Here is a 20,781-nt window from a genome sequence, read left to right on the forward strand (position 1 = left end):
TCCCGGCTTTTTTGTACCTGCGGTTTGTCTGCCTAATTTCTCCTTGCCCCCGAGTCTGGCGATGGTAGTGTATCCGGTTCATCCCCATCACCGGAGGCTGTCAGCGCATGACCGTTGAACTGAATCATCGTATTACCGGCCAGGGCGAGCCCCTGATCCTTCTGCATGGGCTGTTCGGCTCCCTTGAGAACCTTGGAGGTATCGCCCGCCGCCTGGAAGATGGCTGGCAGATTCACGCCCTCGATCAGCGCAATCATGGCAGCTCACCCCACACCGACGACATGGATTACCCGGCCATGGCGGCCGATGTGGTGGCCTACATGGACGCTCTCAATCTGGACAAGGCCTGGGTTCTGGGTCATTCCATGGGTGGCAAGGTGGCGATGCAGGTCGCCTTGGGTTATCCGGAACGGGTCAAGGGTATCATCGTCGCGGACATAGCACCGGTCACCTACAAAGCCCGGCATGATGCGGTTCTGGATGGCATGAAGAACCTGGACCTGATTGGCGTAACAACTCGCCAGGAAGCGGACAAGCGCCTGGCCGAATTTGTTGAAATCCCGGGCGTGCGGCAGTTCCTGCTGAAAAACCTGGAGCGGATACCGGCAGAGCAGGCCGGTGATGGTGATCAGCTGTTCCGCTGGCGCCTGAATTTGCCTGTGATTGACGCCTGTTATCAGAAACTGGCCGCCGCGCCGGAGGGTGAGGGTCCGTACAATGGTCCGGTGCTGTTTATCAAAGGCGCTGATTCCGCCTATATCCAAAGCAAACATCAAGACACCATCCGGCAACTGTTCCCAGCCGCCGAACTGAAGATAATCGAGGGTACCGGGCACTGGCTGCATGCTGAAAAGCCCGATACCTTTGCGGCTTTGTGTCGTCGTTTTCTCGGATCCTGACGGCCTGTCCTGCGTTGCCAGAAACCCGGTAATGTCTGCTAAGGTTAGGGTGCTTTGATATTGCCTACCGTCTAACAATCACCAATGGATCGGGCGCACATGATGAAATGGTTGTTGATAGGCCTGCTGGTCATCTTTCTGCTGCTGGGCAGCTTCCTGCTCACGCCGTCGCCGGTTGACAGCAAGGCCTGGGAGGCACCATCGCCACCGGCCATGACCGGTGTACTGGCGCCCAATGAACGCCTGCGCCTGGCAGACTTGCTGGCCCGGGGCCAGGTCTATGGTCCGGAAGATACCACCATTGATGCAAACGGCGTGCTTTACGCCGGCACCCAGGACGGCAAAATCGTGCGGGTGTTTCCGGATGGCACCGTAGAGAACTGGCTGGAAACCGGCGGGCGGCCCCTGGGTATGGTATTCGATGCCCAGGGCAACCTGATTGTGGCTGACGCCTGGAAAGGCCTGTTGTCCATCACCCCAGACGGCACCCTGTCGGTATTGACCCGCGAGGCCGAAGGCACGCCGTTCCGCTTTACTGACGACGTGGACATTGCGCCCGATGGCCGTATCTACTTCACTGACGCCAGCTCCCGCTTCCGCCAGCCGGACTACATTCTGGACCTGCTGGAGATGCGCCCCCATGGCCGCCTGCTTCGCTATAACCCCCGTACCCGCCGCACCGAAGTTCTGCTGGCCAACCTGCATTTTGCCAATGGCGTGGCGGTGTCGCCGGCGGGTGACTATGTGCTGGTTAACGAAACCTGGAAGTACCGCATCCTGAAATACTGGATTTCCGGGCCCAGGGCGGGCCAGGCCGAAGTGTTTGCAGACAACCTGCCGGGCTTTCCTGATAACCTGGCCGTGGATGATCAAGGCCGCTACTGGGTTGCGTTTCCAACCCTGCGCAATGCCCAGGTGGACAGCATGCACCGAAAACCCTGGCTTAAAAACCTGGTGGCCAAGTTGCCTGACAGTCTGAAGCCCCAGCCACAGGAGTATGGGCTGGTGGTTGCCTTCGATACCAGCGGTAAGATGATCACCAGCCTGCACGATACCCGCGGCAGCCACCTTCAGGAAATCACCTCGGTGAATCCCCATGATGGCGTTCTATACTTTGGTTCACTTCACAATGACCGTATTGGCCGGCTACCGTTGCACGCTATTCCTGGCCTTGGAGAGCAACCATGACACAGGCACTGAACTGGGACTTGCCTGACCCGTTTACCATGACCATCACCGTTCGCCCGGAGGACACCGACCGCCTGGGGCACGCCAATAACGTGGTGTATGTGCGCTGGCTGGAAGAAGTGAGTTGGCAGCACATCGACAGCCTGGGCATGACCTGGGCCCTGCACGAAGAAACCGGCAAGGCCATGGCGATTACCCGCACTGAGCTGGATTACCTGGCCTCTGCCAATGCCGGGGATGAACTGGTGCTGGGTACCTGGCTCACTGACTGGGATGGCCGTTTCCGCTCTGCCCGGCAGTTTCAGCTGATTCGCCCGGCCGATGGCAAAACCTTGCTGCGGGCGCTCTCTACCCATGCCTGTGTCGATATGAAATCCCAGCGGCCAGCCCGGGCACCCAAGGCCTTCGCCGAGATACTTGGCAGCGCGCTGGTTGCCGGCGGGCGGGGCCTCCCCGGTTGAGGCCGGGCCGGTAAAATTCTGCTAGTCTGAGAGTTCAGGCCGGTAACGGCACCGTTCACTGCTGTCTGGAGACACCCATGGAATCATCTGATCTGACCGAAACCGGCACCATGCGCCACGTGGTCTATGATCGCTTTGGTGAGCGTGATGTGCTGCGCGTGACAGAATCGCCCATTCCGCAACCGGGTGAGGGCGAGGTGCTTGTTCGCGTACACGGAGCCGGCCTCAATCCCATCGACTGGAAAACCCGTAAGGGCATGGGATTCGTCGCAACCCAGATAGAAAACAGACTGCCCTGGACGCCCGGTTACGATGCGGCCGGTGAGGTGGTGGAAGTGGGCGAGGGCGTGACCACACTGGTGCCAGGCGACCGGGTGATGGGCATGATCGGCTTCCCGGTCACCGGCGGAGCCTATGCCGAGTACGCCATTGCCGACGCTGAAGATCTCGCCATTGTACCGGAAGAGCTGGACCTGATTGCGGCTGCCGGCGTGCCCCTGGCGGCACTCACTGCCTGGCAGGCCCTCTTTGAGGTGGCGGAGCTGGAGTCTGGCCAGAAAATCCTGATTCATGCCGGGGCCGGCGGTGTCGGGCACTTTGCGGTTCAGTTTGCCCTGGAGCGGGGCGCCCACGTCATCGTGACGGCGTCCTCCCGTAACCGGGATTTCCTGGCGGAACTCGGGGTACATGAGGTGATTGACTACCACACCACCGACTTCACCGAAGAATGTTATGGCCTGGACGTGGTGTTGGACCTGGTAGGGGGTGAGACCGGCAAGCGTTCCCTGCAAACCCTCAGTGATTCCGGCGTGTTGGTAACCATCCCTACGGTGACTGCCGATGACGTGGTCAGCGCCGCCGAGGCCATGGGCGTTCGAGCCCACGGCATGCGCTCACGGCCGGATGCCTTCCACCTGGATGAAATCGCCGAGTTGATTGAAGACGGTGATGTGAAGGTCCATGTTGAGCAGGTATTTTCCCTGGACCAGGTACAGGCAGCCCACGAACTGCTGGAAGGCGGTCATGTGCGGGGCAAGCTGGTGCTGGATTGCCGTTAATCGGCCTGATTGGCTTTGCGGGCAATCCGGTTCAATAACCGGGAGGCGGCAAAGAAACCAAAACTGGCGGTTACCGGGCTGGCTGCGCCGAAGCCGGAGGCGCAGTCAAGCCGCACCGGACCCTCGGTGGCCGGCTTCTGAAGGCACACCTCGCCATCGGCGGCGGGGTAGGTAAGCTGTTCCAGTGAATACACCGCCTCAATTCCAAAACGCCGCTTTGGATTCCGGGAGAACCCGTACTCCCGGCGCAGCATATTGCGCACTTTTGCCAACAACGGGTCCTGGGTGGTCTTGCTCAGGTCTGCCACCTGAATCTGGGTTGGGTCCATCTGGCCGCCGGCCCCGCCGGCACAGACAATCGGAACCATACGCCGCTGGCAATGGGCAATCAGCGCTGCTTTCGCCTTCACGCTGTCGATGGCATCCACCACCCCGGTCATATCCTCGGTAATCAACTCTGCCACGTTCTTGGTGGTCAGAAATCCGAAATGCACCCGGATATCCGCCTGGGGGTTGATGGCCTTCAGCCGCTCGGCCATGGCATCGGTCTTGGTGCGGCCATACTGGCCCTCGAGGGCATGCAGCTGGCGGTTGGTGTTGGACACACAGATGTCGTCCATGTCGATCAGGGTGAGCGTGCCGATGCCACTGCGCGCCAGCGATTCCGCCGCCCAGGAGCCAACACCACCGAGGCCGACGATGGCTATGTGGGCATGACGGAAAGCGTTCAGGGCCTTGCGGCCATAGAGGCGCTCTATGCCGCCAAAGCGGAACGGATAATCATCGGCGGTCATTCAGCCTCCGGAATGCAGGGGAGAAAACAAAGGCGCATTGTAACCGAGACAGCGGCGGGCGGGAAAACGCGATAAAAAAAGCCGCGCAAGAGCGCGGCTTCAAGAAGGTACCCGGCTCGGCAAGAGGCGGGTTGGACTAGTTCAGAGACACTAATCAACGTGACTATTATCAAGTTCTGATCTGTCTTTAAGAAGGTCAGAAGTTGCCAATTGTCGGTCATTTTCGGCCAGCCATTTTGGCCAGACCGGTATTGCCGTTTAAGCCACCCAGTGCTCGTCTTCAAACGCCATCAGGCTGTCTTTGCCGGTCTGGATGTCTTTCAGCAGCCAGTCCACTTCAGGCATCAGCTTCTCGAAATAGTAGCGGGCAGATACCTGCTTGCCCTCAAGCAACGGCTTATTGCCTTCGCCGAGTTGCAGCTGCTGGCCTGCAACACCGGCCATGCGGGACCACAGATAACCGATCACGGTCAGGGCCATAATCCGCAGGTACGGGGTGGCGGCCGCGCCGGCCTGCCCCGGATCTTTCGGGGCATTCTGGGCCAGCCACATGGTGGCCTGCTCCAGACTCTTCAGCGCACCCTTGAGTTCTTCGCGGTACGGCGCCTCCGGGTTGTCCTTCAGGTATCCAGTCAGCTCGGCGAACAGGGCGCGAACCAGTTGGCCGCCCTTAAGCGACAGCTTCCGGCCCACCAGGTCCATCGCCTGGATGCCGTTGGTGCCCTCATAGATGCGGGCGATACGGCCGTCCCGAACCAGCTGCTCCAGGGGCCAGTCCTGAGTAAAGCCAGAGCCACCCAGAACCTGCTGGCCCCAGTTGGCGTTGTTATAGCCTTCGTCGGTCAGGAAGGCTTTAACCACAGGCGTCAGCAGCTGCACCAGGTCGTCGGCGTTTTCACGCACGCTTTCATCCGGGTGAGCCACGGAAAGATCCAGCTGGTGGCCAGTGAACAGCGCCAGCGCCCGCATACCTTCGTTCAGCACCTTCTGGCGCATCAGCATGCGGCGTACATCCGGGTGCACAATGATCGCATCCGCCGGACCGTTCGGGTTTTTGGGGCCACTCAGGGACCGGCTTTGCAGGCGCTCCCTGGCGAATGCCAGGCTTTCCTGATAAGCCATCTCGGCCAGGCCAAGGCCTTGCATGCCCACCATCAGGCGAGCTTCGTTCATCATGGTGAACATGGCGCTCATGCCCTTGTTCGGCTCGCCCACCAGCCAGCCCTTGGCACCTTCGAAGTTCATCACGCAGGTGGCGGAGCCCTTGATGCCCATCTTGTGTTCAAGACCGCCGCAGAAAGCCGGGTTGCGCTCACCGGAATCCGGCAGGAACTTGGGCACCACAAACAGGGAGATGCCCTTGGTGGTGTCTGGTGCGCCCGGTAGCTTGGCCAATACCAGATGTACAATGTTATCGACCAGATCGTGCTCACCGCCGGTGATCCAGATCTTGGTGCCCTCGATGGCATAGCTGCCGTCGTCATTCGGTGTGGCCTTGGTGCGGATCAGGCCCAGATCGGTGCCGCACTGGGGCTCGGTCAGACACATGGTGCCGGTCCACTCGCCGGAAATCAGTTTTTCCAGGTAAGTCTGCTTCAACTCTTCGGAACCATGCGCATGGAGGGCGCTGATGGCACCATGGGTCAGCCCGGGATACATGCCCAGGGACAGGTTGGTGGAGCACACCATTTCGTCCACGACAAACTTCAGGGTGTGTGGCAGGCCTTGCCCGCCAAACTCAAGCGGTGCGTCCAGAGCGGTCCAGCCGCCTTCCACAAATTTCTGGTAGGCCTCTTTGAAGCCGTCAGGTGTCTTGACCGATTTGGTCTCCGGGTCATAGCTGCAACCCTGGCGATCGCCAGTCTGGTTGGTCGGCTGAATGACCTCTGCCGCCAGCTTGCCGGCTTCGTCGATCACCGCGGAAATCAGATCCGGAGTCGCATCGGCGTATTTTTCCAGTTCGTGCAGCTTGTCTGCGCCCAACACATCAAACAACAGAAAGCGAAGATCGTTCGCTGGTGCCTGGTATTGCATGGATACTCTCCTGTTTGGATTTGGCAGTCTGAATGACTGCCGGATGTCGTTGTTTCAATCCGGAAGCGTTTCTTCATACGAGCGTTTGAATTTTTTGGTTTGCTGGCGGGTGGCCTGAAGGCATTGATTTTTCGTATCACCGGCATGGTATCCATTGATAATGGAAGGACGTGCGAATGACGATCGTGATTGCCGGAATATCCGGTGCTATTGGTGCGGCGCTGGCAAAACACTATCTGGAGACCTGTCCGGACCAAGCCATTATTGGCCTGTGCCGGGATCCGCAGCGAGCATCGGACAGTCTCAGGAAGCATCCCGGTGTGAGATTGCTGGCCTGGGACGCCGAAGATGAGCAGCGGCTTGATAGAGCCGAATTGAAAGCAGTACTGGACGGTTCCGGCCCGATTGTTACCGTGATTTACGCCGCTGGCCTGCTGCACGACGACCGGCTGTTTCCTGAAAAGCGGTTAGAGGACGTCGCGGGGGGTAACATGGGGCGTGCTTTCGCGGTCAACGCCACCGGATTCGCCTTGCTGATCCAGGCTCTGCTGCCCTGGCTGCGGCATCGTGAGTTCAAGCGCGTGGCGGCCATCTCGGCCAAGGTGGGGTCAATATCCGATAACCGGTTTGGCGGCTGGTATGCTTATCGGAGTTCAAAAGCCGCCCTGAACATGCTGGTGCGCAATCTTTCCATCGAACTGCCCCGCCGGTGCAAGCCCATTGCCTGCGTGGCACTGCATCCGGGGACCACCGAGTCGGCCCTGAGTGCACCGTTCCGCCAGTCATTGACCAAACTGACGGTACATAAGCCGTCGGAGACGGCCGCCAACCTGATCCAGGTGTTGGGCGACCTGGACGACAGCAGTAATGGGCGGTTCTTCAGTTGGGACGGTTCGGAGCTACCCTGGTAGCTTCGCCAGGCGGAACATTATAACGGCACCGCCCAGCTGAGCATGGAGTAATAGAGTCCGATGCCGACGAGCACATTAAACGGAAAGGTGACGCCCAACGAAGCCAGCATGGCCAAGCCGATATTGGCATCCGGAACAGCGTGGCGAATCGCCACCGGTGCGGCAATGTAGGACGCGCTGGCGGTGAGGGTTGCGAGGATGACGATAGAGCCGGTGTCGAGCCCAAGCAGGGTGCCCACCGTTAGCCCCGCCACCGACAGCACGGGGGGCATTGCAAGCCCGAATAGTACGATTCTCCAATGGATCAGCTTGAGGTTGCGCAGGGTTTCGGCGGCCACCAGCCCCATCTCCAGCAGGAATAGCGACAGAATGACAGAAAAGGCGCTGGTCAGGGGGGCGGTGACGCCGGTGCCCTGTCCCGGCCCGTAAAGCGCTCCAATGACCACGCCACCCACCAGCAGGATAACGCTTCGGTTGGTCAGGGTTTCCTGCCAGAGCGGGGTACCTTTGATGTCACCGGTGCGCTTACCAAAACGCCGGTAGAACCAGAGCCCGACCATGATGGCAGGTAACTCCAGAAGCACCAGATAGAGCGTTACCTGACCGCCGGAGCTGAGGCCGCGAGTTTCAACCCACGCCAGTGCGACGGCAAAGGTGCCCGCACTGACCGAACCATAGTGGGCGGCAAAACTGGCGGTGTCGGCGATTGAAAGCCCGACGCCGTAACGCAGGATCGGGATCATCAGCAGCGGTAACGCAAACCCCAGGCCCGCCACCGCAAGCATCTCCAGAAGCAGACCTGGTGCCAGGTTCCCGTACAGGGCCATGCCACCCTTCAGGCCAATGGTCAGCATCAGCAGCAGACTGAGAATGTCGTAGGCTTCTCGTGGAATAGACAGGTCAGATTTGACGGTTCCTGCGACCAGGCCGAGCAGGAAAAACATGACGATGATGTCGGGCATGTGTCAGCTGTTGCGTTTTGAATGGGGGCTGGAGTGGTTACCTACTATGGATCAGTTTAGGGGGATAGGCGCCCAAGTCAATTAAACCATGACGGCATTGCGTTGACGGCTTTTCAGTCGCAATAAAAAACGGAGGCAGTCTGCCTCCGATTTTCCAGTGCAGTGATCGACAAGGCTTACCGAATAAACGGGTTCAACATCCTGGTAAAGGTGCCCGTCAGCCTGACCGGAGCGCTAAGTACAGACAGCGTAATGCAGTCTTCACACCCGACAGCAACGGGCCGATGCTCGTCCTGCTCATTCAACACCACGAAGTCCCATTGGTTGAACACGCCCTTCTGGTCGGCGAATGCGCCCTGGAGTACGATCGTTGTCTCATCACCACGGTGGGTATGGGCCGGCGCTTTGCCGCCTGCCACCAGTCTCTGCAGCACCACTCGCTCATCCTGGCCGGGAAACTTTTCCGAAATATCCAGTATGCTGACGTCGCCCAACTGACGCTTCCAGGGCAGATCGTTGATGTCCTGGCCAAGCAGCTTCTGCAGTGGGCTCAAGCGTGGTGCCTGCGCCACCGGTGAGATATCGTCGGGAGCTGCGTCGATACGCGCCATCAACTGCTCAAAGCTGCTGTCCGACACACTGACCTTCGGCTGCTGCTCCATCATTACCGCGCCCAGACTGTTCAATGTGTCCACCCGGCTCCGACAGTGTGGGCACTGCTCCAGGTGCAGCCGGATGCAGAGAGCATGGGGCTCAGTCAGGTTGCCAGCGCTGTATTCCATCAGGCTGAGGCTGTCGGGGTGGTGCCGTGTCATACGTTCTGATCCTGCAAAATCACTTTTAACTTGTTCAATGCCAGGCGTACCCGGCTCTTCACGGTTCCCAGGGGGATCTGAAGTTCGTCCGCCACCATCTGGTGAGATTTATGTTCCATGTACACTTTGGCGATCACGGTAATCTGCTCTTCCGGCAACTGGCTGAGTGACTCGCGAATCCGGCGCTCCGACATCAATCGGTGCAGGGATGTCACCGGCTCGTCCTCGTTATCGCCGGGAATCTGCCATAGATCCTCGGTTTCAACCGCCATTTCAGCGCTGGTTCGCTGCATTTTCCGCAACATATCAATGCGCTGGTTACGGGCGATGGTGAATATCCAGGTCGACGCCGCCGCCTTGCGCCAGTCGTAGAGACAGGACCGGCGCCAGATGGAAATGAACACTTCCTGCACCAACTCCTCGGCGTGGCTGGCCATGCCATTGGAAATAGCGTAATACTTTAGCTGTGGCGCAAAGTGTTCGAACAAAGCGTGGTACGCAGCTCTATCCTGGTGTTTGCCTACTTTTTCCAGCAGGACGCCCCAAGGATCTTTCCGGCCCTCGGCTTTCGCTGGTTGCTGATCCAGTGTGGTCACCGGACGCTCCTTGACAGTCGCATGAGTTGAGCTGATTACAGTCATCATTCTAGGCACTCGCCGCTGGTTTGTCAGTTTGGTTATGTACGGCAGGCTGAAATAAGTGGATTGCCTTGGGTGAAAAAAATCTGGCCGCACTGTCGGCGGTTTCGTGTCAGTGGAGTGATTGCCGGAGCCCAGAGCAGGCGCTAGTCTGACAACCATAATAACGACTCAAAGTTCAAACCATGAATGCACTGCTTTCCGGCGGCACCCTGCCTGTTATCCGGGCCCATTACGCAGAGATTCTTTGCCAGCTGGCAGAGGAAAGAGGCGTTGCCCCGCAAGAACTGGTCAGTGCTGCCGGTATCCGCCAGCACCAGTTGGGCCATCCAGATAATTTCATTACCCTCGATCAGTTCACCGAGCTGTGTCGACAGGCCTTCAACCGTTGTAAGGATGATGGCCTGGGGCTTGAGTTTGGCCGCCGCCTGAAATTTACCGCCCATGGTGCGCTGTCTCAGGCAGCCATCAGTTGCGACACCCTCGAGCAGGCGCTGCAGGTGTTGATCAAATATTTTCGGATTCGTTTTGCCTACATGGCCCTGTCATTCTCTATTGAGGGCGATGAAGCGGTCATTCAGCTCGATATCAAACACGACACCCGGGATCTGCACCGTTTCAACATCGAGGTGGTCCTGGCGTCTCTGATGGAAGTGAACAATCTGCTGTTTGGTCAGCGGTTGCTGGAGGGTGGGCGGTGCCTGGTCGACTACGAGCGACCAGCCAATGTTGCGCCTTACCGGCCGCTGTTTGGTAACGCGGTGAGTTTCTCCACCGGTGTTAACCAGCTTCGCTTCCAAAAGCAGTTCCTGACCCTGCCATTGTCCTTATCCAATCCTGTGGCTCGTCGTGTGGCGGAAGCGCAGTGTGAGGAAGAAATGCGGCAGATGGAGGCGTCTACATCGGTGACCGAGCGCGTGGTCCGGATGCTGGAATCGGTTCGTGATGGCCGCCTGCTTAGTCTGGAGGATGTTGCCGGGCAATTGCATGTGTCGGCTCGCACACTGCGGAGGCAGTTGGCGGCAGAGGGCGCGCGCTTCCAGCTTCTCCAGGAAACCGTGCGCCATAAAAGAGCCCTGGATCTGTTACGGCGACACTCACTCCTGAGTATCGACGATGTTGCAGAACACCTGGGTTACAGCGACCCCTCCAATTTTGCCCGGGCCTTTCGTAAATGGGAGGGTATTTCGCCCTCGGCCTGGCGCAGGTTGCACCAGGCCGAGGGCGCTTGAAGGCTATTCCTCCAGGTAGGTGTAACCTTCGAGTCCCGCTTTCAGCTCGCCCAGCAACCTTGACTGCGTCGGCTTGTCCAGGTCGCTGAGGTCAAACTTGTCCTGATAGGCCCGGAGCAGGTTGTCCGGCTCAAAGTTGACATAGCGCAGCACCTTGGCGACCGTGTCACCGGTAATCGGTGTTCCGATGTTGTATTCGCCCCGGTCGTTCAGGCGCACATCCACAGAGTGGGTATCTCCGAACAGATTGTGCATGTCACCCAGAATTTCCTGATAGGCGCCGGTCATGAAGAACCCCATCAGCAGTGGCTCGTCTTCCTGTTCTTCCGGCAGCGCCAGGGTGGTCTCGACGCCCTGGCCATCTACGTACTGATCAATTCGGCCATCAGAGTCACAGGTGATGTCCTGAATCACTGCGCGCCGGTTAAGCGGGCGGTTCAGGCCATTGATGGGCATTACCGGAAAGATCTGGTCGATGCCCCAGACATCCGGCAGGGACTGGAACAGGGAAAAATTAACGAACAGCTTTTCCGCGAGCTTTTCGTTAAGTTCGTCGATGATCTCCCGGTGCGCCCGGCTGCCGCTGTCCAGTTGACTCCGAAGGAGCCGGCAGCAGGTGGTGTAGAGAGTTTCCGCCTGGGCCCGCTCACTGAGTGATAACAGACCATGGGCGAACTGTGCATGGACGTCGGTCATCGCATGCAGCACATCGTGGTAAATTTCTGCCAGCGAACGGGGCGACTGGTCATCCTGCAGGCTGATCAGATCACGCCAGAGGTCATTCAGTGGTGCTGGTGCGTCTGCTGCTGGCTCGGTGACTTCCCGATGGTCCGGCGTTTCCCGGTCAATCACGTTGGTGACCAGCACCGAGTGGTGGGCGGTCAGGGCTCGGCCAGATTCGCTGATCAGGTCCGGATGGGGAATGCCTTGGCGATCGCATTCGGCTTGCAGTACATGCACCACGTTATAGGCGTATTCGAAGACGCTGTAGTTCATTGAGCAACTGCTGCGGGAGCGGGTACCCTCATAGTCCACGCCCAGCCCACCGCCGATATCCACGGTGCCAACCGGTGCGCCCAGCCGGCGCAGTTCGGTATAGAAGCGGGCGCATTCTTTCAGACCGGTCTGGATATCCCGGATGTTGGCGATCTGGGAGCCCAGGTGGAAGTGCAGTAACTGCAGCGTGCCCAGCGCTCCAGCCTGTTTGAGGGTGTTGACGACATCCAGAACCTGGCTGGCGGACAACCCGAACTTGGATTTCTCGCCTCCGGTATTCTGCCAGTTGCCTTTGCCAATGGTGGCCAATCTTGCCCGCACTCCAATCAGGGGTGAAACATCAAGGTGCTCAGCCTCCTCCAGGATCAGCGGCAGTTCCGATTGCTTCTCCACCACGATAAACACCCGGTGGCCCAGCTTCTGGCCGATCAGGGCCAGACGGATATACTCCCGGTCTTTATAGCCATTGCAGACAATCACCGACCCCGCTTTCGGGGCAAGCGCCAATACCGCCATCAACTCCGGCTTGCTGCCGGCTTCGAGCCCGACTTGTCCGGCCGAGGCAGCGGGCTCTGCCGCCAACAGTTCTTCCACGACTCGCCGCTGCTGATTGACCTTGATCGGGTAAACCGCAGTGTAGCGCCCCTGGTAGCCCTGTTCGGCGGTTACCTTGTTGAAGGCGCCGCACAGCTTGTTCACCCGGTCATGCAGTATGTCGGTAAAGCGGATCAGTACCGGCAAGGCAACGCCGGAACGTACCAGGGACCGGGTCAGGTCGGGCAGGTTGATACGGGCTGCAGTCCGCCCCCGGTCCGGGCAGATCTCGACTTCGCCTTGGGGTGTAACGGCGATGTAACCGTCACTCCAGTGCGCGATGTTATAAACCTTGTGGGCAGGTAAGGCTGTGGTTTCAGGCATTGTTGCTATCCTGTCAGGAAACCGGAATGGCCCGCAGGCCGTTGACAGGCTGCATTGTAGGACCTGACTGCCCGGATCGAAAGCATTGGCGGGCCATGAGTGGCCTGAAATGTGGAAAATAGGTGGCGACGAGGGGGAATAGTACTTTGGCTATGGCTTGGGGGCCCCTACAATACGCCCCTTTGGACAGGCACCGACCCCGTGGTGGCGCAATGAATGGGAGGTACAGATGACGGTATTGAACGAAAGGTGGTTTACCGAGGTGTTCCAGGATCAGGGCACAGCATTTTCACTTCAGGTCAAGCGCAAGCTGCATGAAGAGCAAACCCCGTTTCAGAAGCTGGAAATCTATGAAACGGAAACCTTTGGCAACCTGATGGTGCTGGATGGTTGCGTGATGCTGACCACCCGTGACAACTTTCTGTACCACGAGATGATGACCCATCCGGCGTTGTTCACCCACAAGAACCCGAAGAAAGTAGTGATTGTAGGCGGCGGAGACTGCGGTACCCTGAAAGAAGTGCTCAAGCACCCGGGCGTCGAGGAAGCCTGGCAGGTGGAAATTGACGAGCGGGTTACCCGCATGTCGGAAAAGTACTTTCCAGAGCTGTGTGAGGCCAACAACGACCCCCGGGCAAATTTCTTTTTTGGCGATGGCATTCGGTGGATGCGGGATATTGAGCCCAACAGCATCGACCTGCTGATTATCGACAGTACGGACCCGGTGGGCCCTGCTGAAGGTCTGTTTGCCCTGGATTTCTACCGGGATGCCATGGCTGCATTGCGCGAGGGCGGCATTATCGTGCAGCAGAGTGAATCGCCGCTTCTGCATACTGACAGCATCATCAAGGATATCCACAGCGATATGCAAAAGGCCGGCTTCGGCCATGTGCAGACTCTGCCGTTCCCGCAGCCTGTCTACCCAACCGGTTGGTGGAGCTGCACCATGGGCAGCAAAGATAACCCGCTGAAGTACTTCCGCGAGGAAGACGCCAACAACCGCCCGTTCGTGACCCGCTACTATAACGCCGGCATTCACCACGGAGCCCTGGCGATGCCGCAGTTCATGATGGACGCGCTGGAAGACTCGGTTCGCCCTGAAGAGGCCTGACAAAATTAGACAGCCCCACACTCTGAGCTATGATGAAAAAGTGTGATCATTCATTGATCATCGTGCTGTGTTCGGAGTGAAAGGAGTTGTTATGGAAACTCGCAAAGGTGAACAACAGGAGCGTCACTGGTTTCGTAGTGAGCGGTTCTCGCTGGTTAATGGGCAGTGGTATTTCCAGACTCGCGAGGGCTCGATCCAGGGGCCGTTTGACAGCGTTCAGGAAGCGGAAATGGAATTGATGTTGTACCTGCGGCACGCAGATGACCAATTGTTCCAGGGAGTCTGTTAGTTCCAGATCATTACCGACAGAAACAGAAAGGGCGCCTTTTGGCGCCCTTTCTGTTACTTCAAGTCAGGCCGGCTTACTGCTTGCCGCTGACAAACTCCGGATAGGCTTCCATACCGCACTCAGAGTAGTCCACACCTTCGTACTCGTCTTCTTCGGATACCCGGATACCCATGACCGCCTTAAGGATGCCCCAGACGATCAGGCTGGCAACGAAGACCCATACAAAGATGGTCAGGGCGCCGATGATCTGGCCACTGAAGCTGGAGTCGCCGTTGGTAATCGGGACCAGCAGCAGGCCGAGCAGACCGCAGACGCCGTGAACCGAGATGGCACCAACCGGGTCATCAATGCGCAGCTTGTCCAGGGTTACGATGCTCACGACCACCAGCAGGCCACCGAAGGCGCCAAAGATGGTCGCCAGCAGCGGAGTGGGTGTGTCCGGGCCGGCAGTGATGGTGACCAGGCCAGCCAGTGCACCGTTCAGGAGCATGGTCAGGTCAGCTTTGCCAAACATCAGTCGGGCGAGAATCAGGGCGGCGAGACCGCCACCAGCCGCTGCGGCGTTGGTGTTCATGAACACGATGGCTACGTCGTTGGCGGATTCGGCAGAAGCGGTCGCCAGAACCGAGCCACCGTTGAAGCCGAACCAGCCCATCCACAGGATGAAGGTGCCCAGGGTTGCCAGGGGCAGGTTGGCGCCAGGAATGGCGCGGATCTCGCCGTTCGGGCCGTATTTGCCTTTACGGGCACCCAGCAGCAGGACGCCTGCCAGAGCCGCAGCTGCACCGGCCATGTGTACGATGCCAGAGCCGGCAAAGTCACTGAAGCCAAGATCGCCCAGGTTGTACATGCCAAATACATCGTCGCCGCCCCAGGTCCAGGCGCCTTCCATCGGGTAGATGAAGCCAGTCATCACAACCGCGAAGATCAGGAATGCCCAGAGCTTCATGCGCTCGGCCACGGCACCGGAGACGATGGACATGGCAGTGGCAACGAAGACCACCTGGAAGAAGAAGTCAGCGGATGGCGCGTAGGTTGAAGCCGCTTCGTACTCGAAGCCCTCTTCAACGCCCATGCCAGTAATGCCGCTCAGGAAGGTGCCGCCACCGTACATGATCGCGTAGCCGCAGACCATGTACATGGTGCAGGCAACGGCGTACAGGGCGACGTTCTTGGTCAGAATTTCAGTGGTGTTCTTTGAACGCACCAGGCCGGATTCAAGCATGGCAAAGCCTGCTGCCATCCACATGACCAATGCGCCACAAACGAGGAAGTAAAACGTGTCTAATGCGTACTGTATTTCAAAAACAGTGCTTTCCATAGGAGGCCCTCCGCACAAGGCTCTTAGGTTATAAATTTTTTGCGTTGGCTTATGTCTGAGTCAGTCTGGTGTCAGACCGCTTCTTCGCCAGTCTCGCCGGTTCGAATCCGGATGGCTTGCGCCAGTTCGGTCACGAAGATCTTGCCATCGCCGATCTTGCCGGTATTGGCCGCCTTGGTGATGGCTTCGATGACCTGGTCGAGCAGGTTGTCGCCAATGGCGATTTCCACTTTGACCTTGGGCAGGAAGTCCACCACGTATTCCGCGCCACGGTAGAGTTCTGTGTGGCCTTTTTGCCGACCGAAGCCTTTGACTTCAGTGACGGTTACGCCTTGTACGCCAATCTCGGATAGTGCCTCACGGACATCATCCAATTTGAAAGGCTTGATGATCGCTGTCACAAGTTTCATTGCTTTCTCCTTGGTAAAGCCGTCCCAACAGTGAGGGCCAGCGGCCGGTTGTTGAGTTCGGGATGCTGCCACCTCGCACATCAATTGTGCGGATTGCGTACGAGGGCTTTAGCATCGGGTGTGCCAACGCAAAAAAGTTGTTTTAAATCATATTGTTGGTTATATCCTGTTCCAGAATGGCGCAATAACGCGCACTAATTTGGTGCGATGAGCCCGGCCTTGGCTCAAAAAAGAGCATGACCGGGTTGGCCATCCGCCATCATTATAATGCCCACCGGGCACAGTATGGCAGGGGCAGCGGTGTGATACACTCCTCTCAAAGTGGAAAGCGACGCAGCCGCAGGCTTTAGCGTGTCGTGGAACAGAGACTCCCAGAGGTATTGTATGAAAGGGCCACAGGATTTTTTTGCTCAGTTACAGGGCCAGTTTGGCCAGTTCGTTCCGGATATGGCTCGTGCTGCGAAAGACGATTTTGAGGCGCAGGCCAGAGCGACGGTGATGACGGTGATGTCGAAGCTGGAACTGGTCACCCGTGAAGAATTCGATGCCCAGCAGGCGGTATTGATGAGAACCCGTGAAAAGGTGGAAGCGCTAGAGAAGCGGGTGGCCGAGCTCGAGCAGAAACTGTCGTCACAGTGACCAATCTGGCCCGGACTGCAGGATGCAGCGGCCGGGCTTTGTAAGAAACTGATTACCAAGGAAGGTTGCCATGCTTGCTATTGTCCATTCCCGTGCCAGTATCGGCGTGTCTGCACCAGCGGTTACCGTTGAGGTGCATCTTTCTGGCGGCTTGCCGGCCCTGTCTATTGTCGGTTTGCCGGAAACCGGTGTGCGTGAGAGCAAAGATCGGGTGCGCAGTGCCCTGATCAACGCCGGATTCGAATTCCCCGCCCGCCGCATCACCATCAATCTCGCTCCCGCGGACTTGCCCAAAGAGGGTGGTCGCTTTGACTTGCCCATCGCCCTCGGCATTCTTGCTGCCTCTGGGCAGATTCCCGCCGAGAGTCTCAAAGACCTCGAGTTCATTGGCGAGTTGTCCCTGGATGGCGCATTGCGGCCGCTGAAAGGGGTGTTGCCAGCGGTGCTGGCGGCCAGAGACGCGGGCCGTGCGCTGTTGCTTCCTCAGGACAATGCGGACGAAGCGGCGCTGGCCAGTAATGAAGACGTGTTTGCCGCCAGCCATGTCCTCACCATCTGCGAGCATTTGTCTGGTCGCGCCCGGATATCCCCGATAGCTCGAGCCCAGCCTGAAACCGGACCCAGGGGCGACGAACTGGATCTGGCGGACGTTCGTGGCCAGCAGGTTCCGCGACGGGCCCTGGAAGTGGCGGCTGCCGGCGGGCACAATCTTTTACTGTTCGGCCCGCCGGGTACCGGCAAAAGCATGCTGGCCAGCCGACTGCCCGGCATACTGCCCGCCCTGGACGATGCCGCTGCCATGGAAGTGGCCAGCGTACATTCGGTCGCCGGCCTTCCCCTTAAACCCGGTGGTTGGCGGCAGGCTCCGTTCCGCGCCCCGCACCATACCGCGTCGGCGGTGGCGCTGGTAGGGGGTGGCAGTAGCCCAAGACCCGGAGAAATCTCCCTGGCTCATCGAGGCGTACTGTTTCTTGACGAGTTGCCAGAGTTCCAGCGCCGGGTGTTGGAGGTGTTGCGGGAACCGATGGAAACCGGCGAGATTTCCATCAGTCGGGCCGCCCGGCAGGTGACCTTTCCTGCCAGATTTCAGGTGGTTGCTGCCATGAACCCGTGCCCGTGCGGCTACCGTGGTCACCCGACCATGGAGTGCCAGTGTACCCCGCAACAGGTCATGCGCTATCGCTCCAGAATCTCTGGGCCATTGCTGGACCGGTTTGATCTGCACGTCGAAGTGCCGGTGCAGGCCGGGGGTGTGTTGCTGGGGGCCGGTGAAACCGGAGAGTCCAGCGCCAGCGTCCGTGAGCGGGTGCTACGGGCCCGGGCCAGGCAGTCAGAACGGGGCGCTCTCAATGCGGCCCTCGCCGGCAAGGCGTTGCATGAGGCCAGTCATCTGGACGCGGAGAGCGAGAAACTGCTGTCCGGAGCCATGGAGAAGCTGGGTTTGTCTGCCCGGGCATTGCATCGGATACTCCGGGTGGCCCGCACCCTGGCGGACCTGGATGACCAGCCAGCGGTAACCCGGAATTATCTGATGGAAGCGCTCGGCTACCGGCAACTGGACCGTCAGCAGGGGCAAGGCTCGGTTGTCTCCGCTTGAGGCGGCCTACTCTGGTAAACTGGTGGATAACGTTCCCTAAATCAGATCCGCATTGACGGTTGAGGACCACAGATGACTGACCAGCATGAGACTCAAGATGCCTCCGGCGACAACCCGATTACCACTCGCCGAGGTGTTCGCAGTTTTGTTCTGCGCCAGGGCCGGATGACCGAGGGTCAGAAAAAAGCCTATGAGCGCAGCTGGCCAAAGTATGGCCTGACCCGTGACAACGGCATGATCGACCCGAGGGAAGTGTTTGGCCGGGACAATATGCTGAACCTGGAAATCGGGTTTGGCATGGGGAAATCCCTGGCCGATATGGCAGAAGCGGCCCCCGAGCAGGATTTTATTGGTGTGGAGGTGCATTTGCCCGGTGTTGGTGCCTTGCTCAAAGAGGTGGAGGATCGCGGGCTTGAGAACGTGCGCGTTTACAATATCGACGCCAATGACGTCATCGACCTGTGCCTGCCCGACGCCAGCCTGGACCGTGTGATGGTGTTCTTCCCGGACCCCTGGCATAAGAAAAAGCATCACAAACGCCGTCTGATCCAGCACGACTTTGTTCAGAGGATTCGTCACAAACTCCGCGTTGGCGGTATTCTGCACTTGGCGACGGACTGGGAGAACTACGCCGAGCACATGCTGGAAGTGATGAACGACTCGGAAGGCTTCGCCAACACTCAGGAGCAGGGCGGCTACTCACCGCGCCCGGATGACCGTCCGATCACCAAATTTGAAAAGCGTGGTGAGAATCTTGGCCACGGAGTCTGGGATTTGTTGTTCTATCGCACCAATTAAGGCGGGTCGATGTCAGGAGTGGCTTAGCGGATGCCGGCGGGCAGCCCGGATGATGACGAGTCCGGCCACTCCGAGCAGTAGCCCGGTGAATTTGACCAGCGCCAGAACAGTGGCGGTCATGCTCATGGAGTCTGTGGGCGGGCTCAGGTTGTTCAGCAGTACGATATTCTCTGCCACGTCACTCAACCCGGCCGTGACAAACAATGCTCGCACCCAGCGTGCGACCTTGCGCTCCCGGATGCCGGGCCGGTCTCGGGTGAAGTGTCTGGTCAACTGCAACAGGGCGGCCAGGTAAGCCACGATAAACAGAAAGTCGACCCACAATGAGGTTTTAGCCCAGATCAAGCCGTTCGCACGCCAGCTGCGGATAATGGCATAGGCCTGGTCCGCCGTGCCTGCAAGCTGGAAGCTGACAATGCCCTGAGGGGCCGAGCCGGTCTTCAGGGGTTGGTTGATGGCCATCAGAACCAGAAACAGCGCCACCGCTACCACGATGGATACCTTCATGGGCGGTCTCATCCGGCGAGGCCCGGACGGCACCGTGTGCTGAGCTGAATTCATTAGAGGAAGTGCTCCAGCAGGCTGTTCAGGTAACGCTGTCCTTGCTCGGTCGCCTGCAGGCGATCAGGGGTCAGCAGATGTTGTTTGCGCAATTGCTCAAGTTGTACCGCAACTGACGACAAGGGTAAACCTGTACGCTCAAGATACAGTTGTTCCGGTGTGCCCCGTTTCAGGCGTAACGCATTCATCATGAACTCCAGCGGCCGGTCCCCTGGTGCCAGCTCTTCGCTACCGGAGGTGCGCGAGCCGATCCTTTGCAGGTAGGCGTCTGGTTGCCGGGTTTTCCAGTACCGCAGAATCCGGCCGTCAGCCAGGCTGACTTTGCCGTGGGCGCCGGCACCCAGCGCCAGATAGTCGCCAAAGCTCCAGTAATTCAGGTTATGCCTGCTTTCCCGACCAGGTAAGCTCCAGGCCGAGATCTCGTAATCATCGAAGCCTGCTGACCGAAGGTGGGTCGCCCCCTGTTGATATATGTCCCAGAGCCGATCGTCGTCCGGCAGCGCCGGTGGTCGCGAGAAGAATTCGGTGTTCGGCTCAATGGTGAGTTGATACCAGGACAGGTGGGTTGGCCGGTGGGCCAGTGCGGCGTGCAGGTCGCTGACCGCCTGTTCCGGAGTTTGCCCCGGCAGACCGTGCATCAGATCGATGTTGAAATTGTCGAACCCGGCAGCCCGGGCGGATTCGATGGCCCGGTGAGCCATGGCCTGATCGTGGATGCGGCCAAGGGCCTGCAGGTGTTCCGGGTGAAAACTCTGTACCCCGATGGACAGTCGGTTGATGCCGGCTGCGCGGAAATTCTCGAAGCGGCCCGCTTCCAGCGTGCCGGGATTGGCTTCGAGGGTGATTTCCGCGTCGATTGAAAAGGCCAGACGCTGGCGGAGCTCGTCGAACAGCTGTTGATAGAAGGCTCCGCTCATCAGGGAAGGAGTACCGCCGCCGATAAAGACGGTTTCGATAGGTCGCCCCTGGATATAGAGCAGGTCCTGATCCAGATCCTCCAGAATGGCGTTCAGATAGGCTGTTTCCGGAATTTCCCCCTTGATGGCATGTGAATTGAAGTCACAGTAGGGGCATTTGCGCACGCACCAGGGCACGTGGATGTACAGGCTCAGTGGCGGGCAGACCGCAACCGGGGTGGCGGTCATGGGG

The 20,781-nt window shown here is 58.8% G+C and carries 21 protein-coding genes; 11 read left to right on the plus strand and 10 right to left on the minus strand.

The features are described from left to right. The first annotated feature begins 107 nt into the window (after positions 1-107). From ASQ50_RS13770 to ASQ50_RS13785, 4 genes are all read left to right on the plus strand, one after another. The gene (locus ASQ50_RS13770) at positions 108-899 is read left to right on the plus strand and encodes an alpha/beta fold hydrolase (protein ID WP_058091335.1); all 792 of its coding nucleotides are present in this window, start codon (positions 108-110) and stop codon (positions 897-899) included. A gap of 102 nt (positions 900-1,001) precedes the next feature. After that, entirely contained in the window at positions 1,002-2,087 is a 1,086-nt protein-coding gene (locus ASQ50_RS13775; RefSeq protein ID WP_058091370.1) for an SMP-30/gluconolactonase/LRE family protein, read from the plus strand. Continuing rightward, positions 2,084-2,548, plus strand: a complete 465-nt coding sequence (locus ASQ50_RS13780) for an acyl-CoA thioesterase (protein WP_058091336.1) — start codon at positions 2,084-2,086, stop codon at positions 2,546-2,548. Before ASQ50_RS13775 ends, ASQ50_RS13780 begins: the two co-directional genes overlap by 4 nt. A 77-nt stretch (positions 2,549-2,625) precedes the next feature. Beyond that, on the plus strand, positions 2,626-3,606 hold the full coding sequence (locus ASQ50_RS13785) for an NADP-dependent oxidoreductase (protein WP_058091337.1): 981 nt from the start codon (positions 2,626-2,628) through the stop codon (positions 3,604-3,606). On the opposite strand, the gene tcdA is transcribed toward ASQ50_RS13785, so the two are convergent. Together tcdA and ASQ50_RS13800 are read right to left on the minus strand one after the other, a co-directional pair. Further along, complete coding sequence (gene tcdA / locus ASQ50_RS13790) at positions 3,603-4,400, minus strand: tRNA cyclic N6-threonylcarbamoyladenosine(37) synthase TcdA (RefSeq protein WP_058091338.1); 798 nt, start codon at positions 4,398-4,400, stop codon at positions 3,603-3,605. The genes ASQ50_RS13785 and tcdA overlap by 4 nt on opposite strands. Before the next feature lie 258 nt (positions 4,401-4,658). After that, positions 4,659-6,434: an acyl-CoA dehydrogenase C-terminal domain-containing protein gene (locus tag ASQ50_RS13800; protein WP_058091340.1), complete on the minus strand. Its 1,776-nt coding sequence runs from the start codon at positions 6,432-6,434 to the stop codon at positions 4,659-4,661. 176 nt (positions 6,435-6,610) lie between these two features. On the opposite strand from ASQ50_RS13800, the gene ASQ50_RS13805 reads away from it, so the two are divergent. Next, on the plus strand, positions 6,611-7,345 hold the full coding sequence (locus ASQ50_RS13805; RefSeq protein WP_058091341.1) for an SDR family oxidoreductase: 735 nt from the start codon (positions 6,611-6,613) through the stop codon (positions 7,343-7,345). A 17-nt stretch (positions 7,346-7,362) separates the two neighbouring features. Here the strand turns inward: ASQ50_RS13805 and ASQ50_RS13810 are convergent, their stop codons facing one another. The 3 genes from ASQ50_RS13810 to ASQ50_RS13820 form a co-directional block, all read right to left on the minus strand. After that, entirely contained in the window at positions 7,363-8,307 is a 945-nt protein-coding gene (locus ASQ50_RS13810; protein WP_058091342.1) for a sodium-dependent bicarbonate transport family permease, read from the minus strand. 176 nt (positions 8,308-8,483) lie between these two features. After that, positions 8,484-9,122 carry a ChrR family anti-sigma-E factor gene (locus tag ASQ50_RS13815; RefSeq protein ID WP_058091343.1) on the minus strand — a complete coding sequence of 213 codons (639 nt, stop codon included), beginning with the start codon at positions 9,120-9,122 and terminating at the stop codon, positions 8,484-8,486. Next, entirely contained in the window at positions 9,119-9,718 is a 600-nt protein-coding gene (locus ASQ50_RS13820; RefSeq protein WP_058091344.1) for a sigma-70 family RNA polymerase sigma factor, read from the minus strand. Before ASQ50_RS13820 ends, ASQ50_RS13815 begins: the two co-directional genes overlap by 4 nt. A gap of 227 nt (positions 9,719-9,945) precedes the next feature. On the opposite strand from ASQ50_RS13820, the gene ASQ50_RS13825 reads away from it, so the two are divergent. Continuing rightward, positions 9,946-10,992 (plus strand): AraC family transcriptional regulator, encoded by a 1,047-nt coding sequence (locus ASQ50_RS13825; protein WP_058091345.1) that lies wholly within the window; start codon positions 9,946-9,948, stop codon positions 10,990-10,992. Positions 10,993-10,995: 3 nt separating this feature from the next. Here ASQ50_RS13825 and speA read toward each other — a convergent pair whose 3' ends face one another. Next, entirely contained in the window at positions 10,996-12,906 is a 1,911-nt protein-coding gene (gene speA / locus ASQ50_RS13830) for a biosynthetic arginine decarboxylase (protein WP_058091346.1), read from the minus strand. A gap of 229 nt (positions 12,907-13,135) precedes the next feature. Here speA and speE point away from each other — a divergent pair, with 229 nt between their 5' ends. Next, positions 13,136-14,017 (plus strand): polyamine aminopropyltransferase, encoded by an 882-nt coding sequence (speE, locus tag ASQ50_RS13835; protein WP_058091347.1) that lies wholly within the window; start codon positions 13,136-13,138, stop codon positions 14,015-14,017. A 91-nt stretch (positions 14,018-14,108) separates the two neighbouring features. Beyond that, the gene (locus tag ASQ50_RS13840) at positions 14,109-14,306 is read left to right on the plus strand and encodes a DUF6316 family protein (RefSeq protein WP_058091348.1); all 198 of its coding nucleotides are present in this window, start codon (positions 14,109-14,111) and stop codon (positions 14,304-14,306) included. 73 nt (positions 14,307-14,379) lie between these two features. Here ASQ50_RS13840 and ASQ50_RS13845 read toward each other — a convergent pair whose 3' ends face one another. Further along, complete coding sequence (locus ASQ50_RS13845; protein WP_058091349.1) at positions 14,380-15,627, minus strand: ammonium transporter; 1,248 nt, start codon at positions 15,625-15,627, stop codon at positions 14,380-14,382. A gap of 71 nt (positions 15,628-15,698) precedes the next feature. After that, positions 15,699-16,037, minus strand: coding sequence for a P-II family nitrogen regulator (gene glnK, locus ASQ50_RS13850; RefSeq protein WP_058091350.1), 339 nt, complete (start codon positions 16,035-16,037; stop codon positions 15,699-15,701). A gap of 384 nt (positions 16,038-16,421) precedes the next feature. On the opposite strand from glnK, the gene ASQ50_RS13855 reads away from it, so the two are divergent. The 3 genes from ASQ50_RS13855 to trmB all read left to right on the plus strand — a co-directional run bounded on the left by ASQ50_RS13855 (position 16,422) and on the right by trmB (position 19,071). Continuing rightward, positions 16,422-16,676, plus strand: a complete 255-nt coding sequence (locus tag ASQ50_RS13855) for an accessory factor UbiK family protein (protein WP_058091351.1) — start codon at positions 16,422-16,424, stop codon at positions 16,674-16,676. Between the two features lie 70 nt (positions 16,677-16,746). Beyond that, entirely contained in the window at positions 16,747-18,273 is a 1,527-nt protein-coding gene (locus ASQ50_RS13860) for a YifB family Mg chelatase-like AAA ATPase (RefSeq protein ID WP_058091352.1), read from the plus strand. 72 nt (positions 18,274-18,345) lie between these two features. Beyond that, positions 18,346-19,071 (plus strand): tRNA (guanosine(46)-N7)-methyltransferase TrmB, encoded by a 726-nt coding sequence (gene trmB / locus ASQ50_RS13865; RefSeq protein WP_058091353.1) that lies wholly within the window; start codon positions 18,346-18,348, stop codon positions 19,069-19,071. Between the two features lie 12 nt (positions 19,072-19,083). Here trmB and ASQ50_RS13870 read toward each other — a convergent pair whose 3' ends face one another. Both ASQ50_RS13870 and hemW read right to left on the minus strand, forming a co-directional pair. Beyond that, on the minus strand, positions 19,084-19,578 hold the full coding sequence (locus ASQ50_RS13870) for a hypothetical protein (RefSeq protein WP_227513175.1): 495 nt from the start codon (positions 19,576-19,578) through the stop codon (positions 19,084-19,086). A 53-nt stretch (positions 19,579-19,631) separates the two neighbouring features. Continuing rightward, a complete protein-coding gene (gene hemW / locus ASQ50_RS13875; RefSeq protein ID WP_058091355.1) occupies positions 19,632-20,777 on the minus strand; it encodes a radical SAM family heme chaperone HemW in 1,146 nt (381 codons plus the stop codon). Positions 20,778-20,781: the final 4 nt, after the last annotated feature.

Origin of the sequence: Marinobacter sp. LQ44 (assembly GCF_001447155.2) — a bacterium.
Lineage (GTDB): Bacteria > Pseudomonadota > Gammaproteobacteria > Pseudomonadales > Oleiphilaceae > Marinobacter.

Excerpts from the sequence above, each read along its gene's own strand:
- ASQ50_RS13860 (WP_058091352.1), top strand. The coding sequence starts at position 16,747 with ATGCTTGCTATTGTCCATTCCCGTGCCAGTATCGGCGTGTCTGCACCA.
- trmB (WP_058091353.1), top strand. The coding sequence starts at position 18,346 with ATGACTGACCAGCATGAGACTCAAGATGCCTCCGGCGACAACCCGATT.
- ASQ50_RS13815 (WP_058091343.1), bottom strand. The coding sequence starts at position 9,122 with ATGACACGGCACCACCCCGACAGCCTCAGCCTGATGGAATACAGCGCT.
- ASQ50_RS13775 (WP_058091370.1), top strand. The coding sequence starts at position 1,002 with ATGAAATGGTTGTTGATAGGCCTGCTGGTCATCTTTCTGCTGCTGGGC.
- ASQ50_RS13800 (WP_058091340.1), bottom strand. The coding sequence starts at position 6,434 with ATGCAATACCAGGCACCAGCGAACGATCTTCGCTTTCTGTTGTTTGAT.
- ASQ50_RS13770 (WP_058091335.1), top strand. The coding sequence starts at position 108 with ATGACCGTTGAACTGAATCATCGTATTACCGGCCAGGGCGAGCCCCTG.
- ASQ50_RS13870 (WP_227513175.1), bottom strand. The coding sequence starts at position 19,578 with ATGAAGGTATCCATCGTGGTAGCGGTGGCGCTGTTTCTGGTTCTGATG.
- ASQ50_RS13780 (WP_058091336.1), top strand. The coding sequence starts at position 2,084 with ATGACACAGGCACTGAACTGGGACTTGCCTGACCCGTTTACCATGACC.
- ASQ50_RS13810 (WP_058091342.1), bottom strand. The coding sequence starts at position 8,307 with ATGCCCGACATCATCGTCATGTTTTTCCTGCTCGGCCTGGTCGCAGGA.
- speA (WP_058091346.1), bottom strand. The coding sequence starts at position 12,906 with ATGCCTGAAACCACAGCCTTACCTGCCCACAAGGTTTATAACATCGCG.
- speE (WP_058091347.1), top strand. The coding sequence starts at position 13,136 with ATGACGGTATTGAACGAAAGGTGGTTTACCGAGGTGTTCCAGGATCAG.
- ASQ50_RS13855 (WP_058091351.1), top strand. The coding sequence starts at position 16,422 with ATGAAAGGGCCACAGGATTTTTTTGCTCAGTTACAGGGCCAGTTTGGC.
- tcdA (WP_058091338.1), bottom strand. The coding sequence starts at position 4,400 with ATGACCGCCGATGATTATCCGTTCCGCTTTGGCGGCATAGAGCGCCTC.
- ASQ50_RS13805 (WP_058091341.1), top strand. The coding sequence starts at position 6,611 with ATGACGATCGTGATTGCCGGAATATCCGGTGCTATTGGTGCGGCGCTG.
- glnK (WP_058091350.1), bottom strand. The coding sequence starts at position 16,037 with ATGAAACTTGTGACAGCGATCATCAAGCCTTTCAAATTGGATGATGTC.
- ASQ50_RS13825 (WP_058091345.1), top strand. The coding sequence starts at position 9,946 with ATGAATGCACTGCTTTCCGGCGGCACCCTGCCTGTTATCCGGGCCCAT.
- ASQ50_RS13785 (WP_058091337.1), top strand. The coding sequence starts at position 2,626 with ATGGAATCATCTGATCTGACCGAAACCGGCACCATGCGCCACGTGGTC.
- ASQ50_RS13840 (WP_058091348.1), top strand. The coding sequence starts at position 14,109 with ATGGAAACTCGCAAAGGTGAACAACAGGAGCGTCACTGGTTTCGTAGT.
- hemW (WP_058091355.1), bottom strand. The coding sequence starts at position 20,777 with ATGACCGCCACCCCGGTTGCGGTCTGCCCGCCACTGAGCCTGTACATC.
- ASQ50_RS13845 (WP_058091349.1), bottom strand. The coding sequence starts at position 15,627 with ATGGAAAGCACTGTTTTTGAAATACAGTACGCATTAGACACGTTTTAC.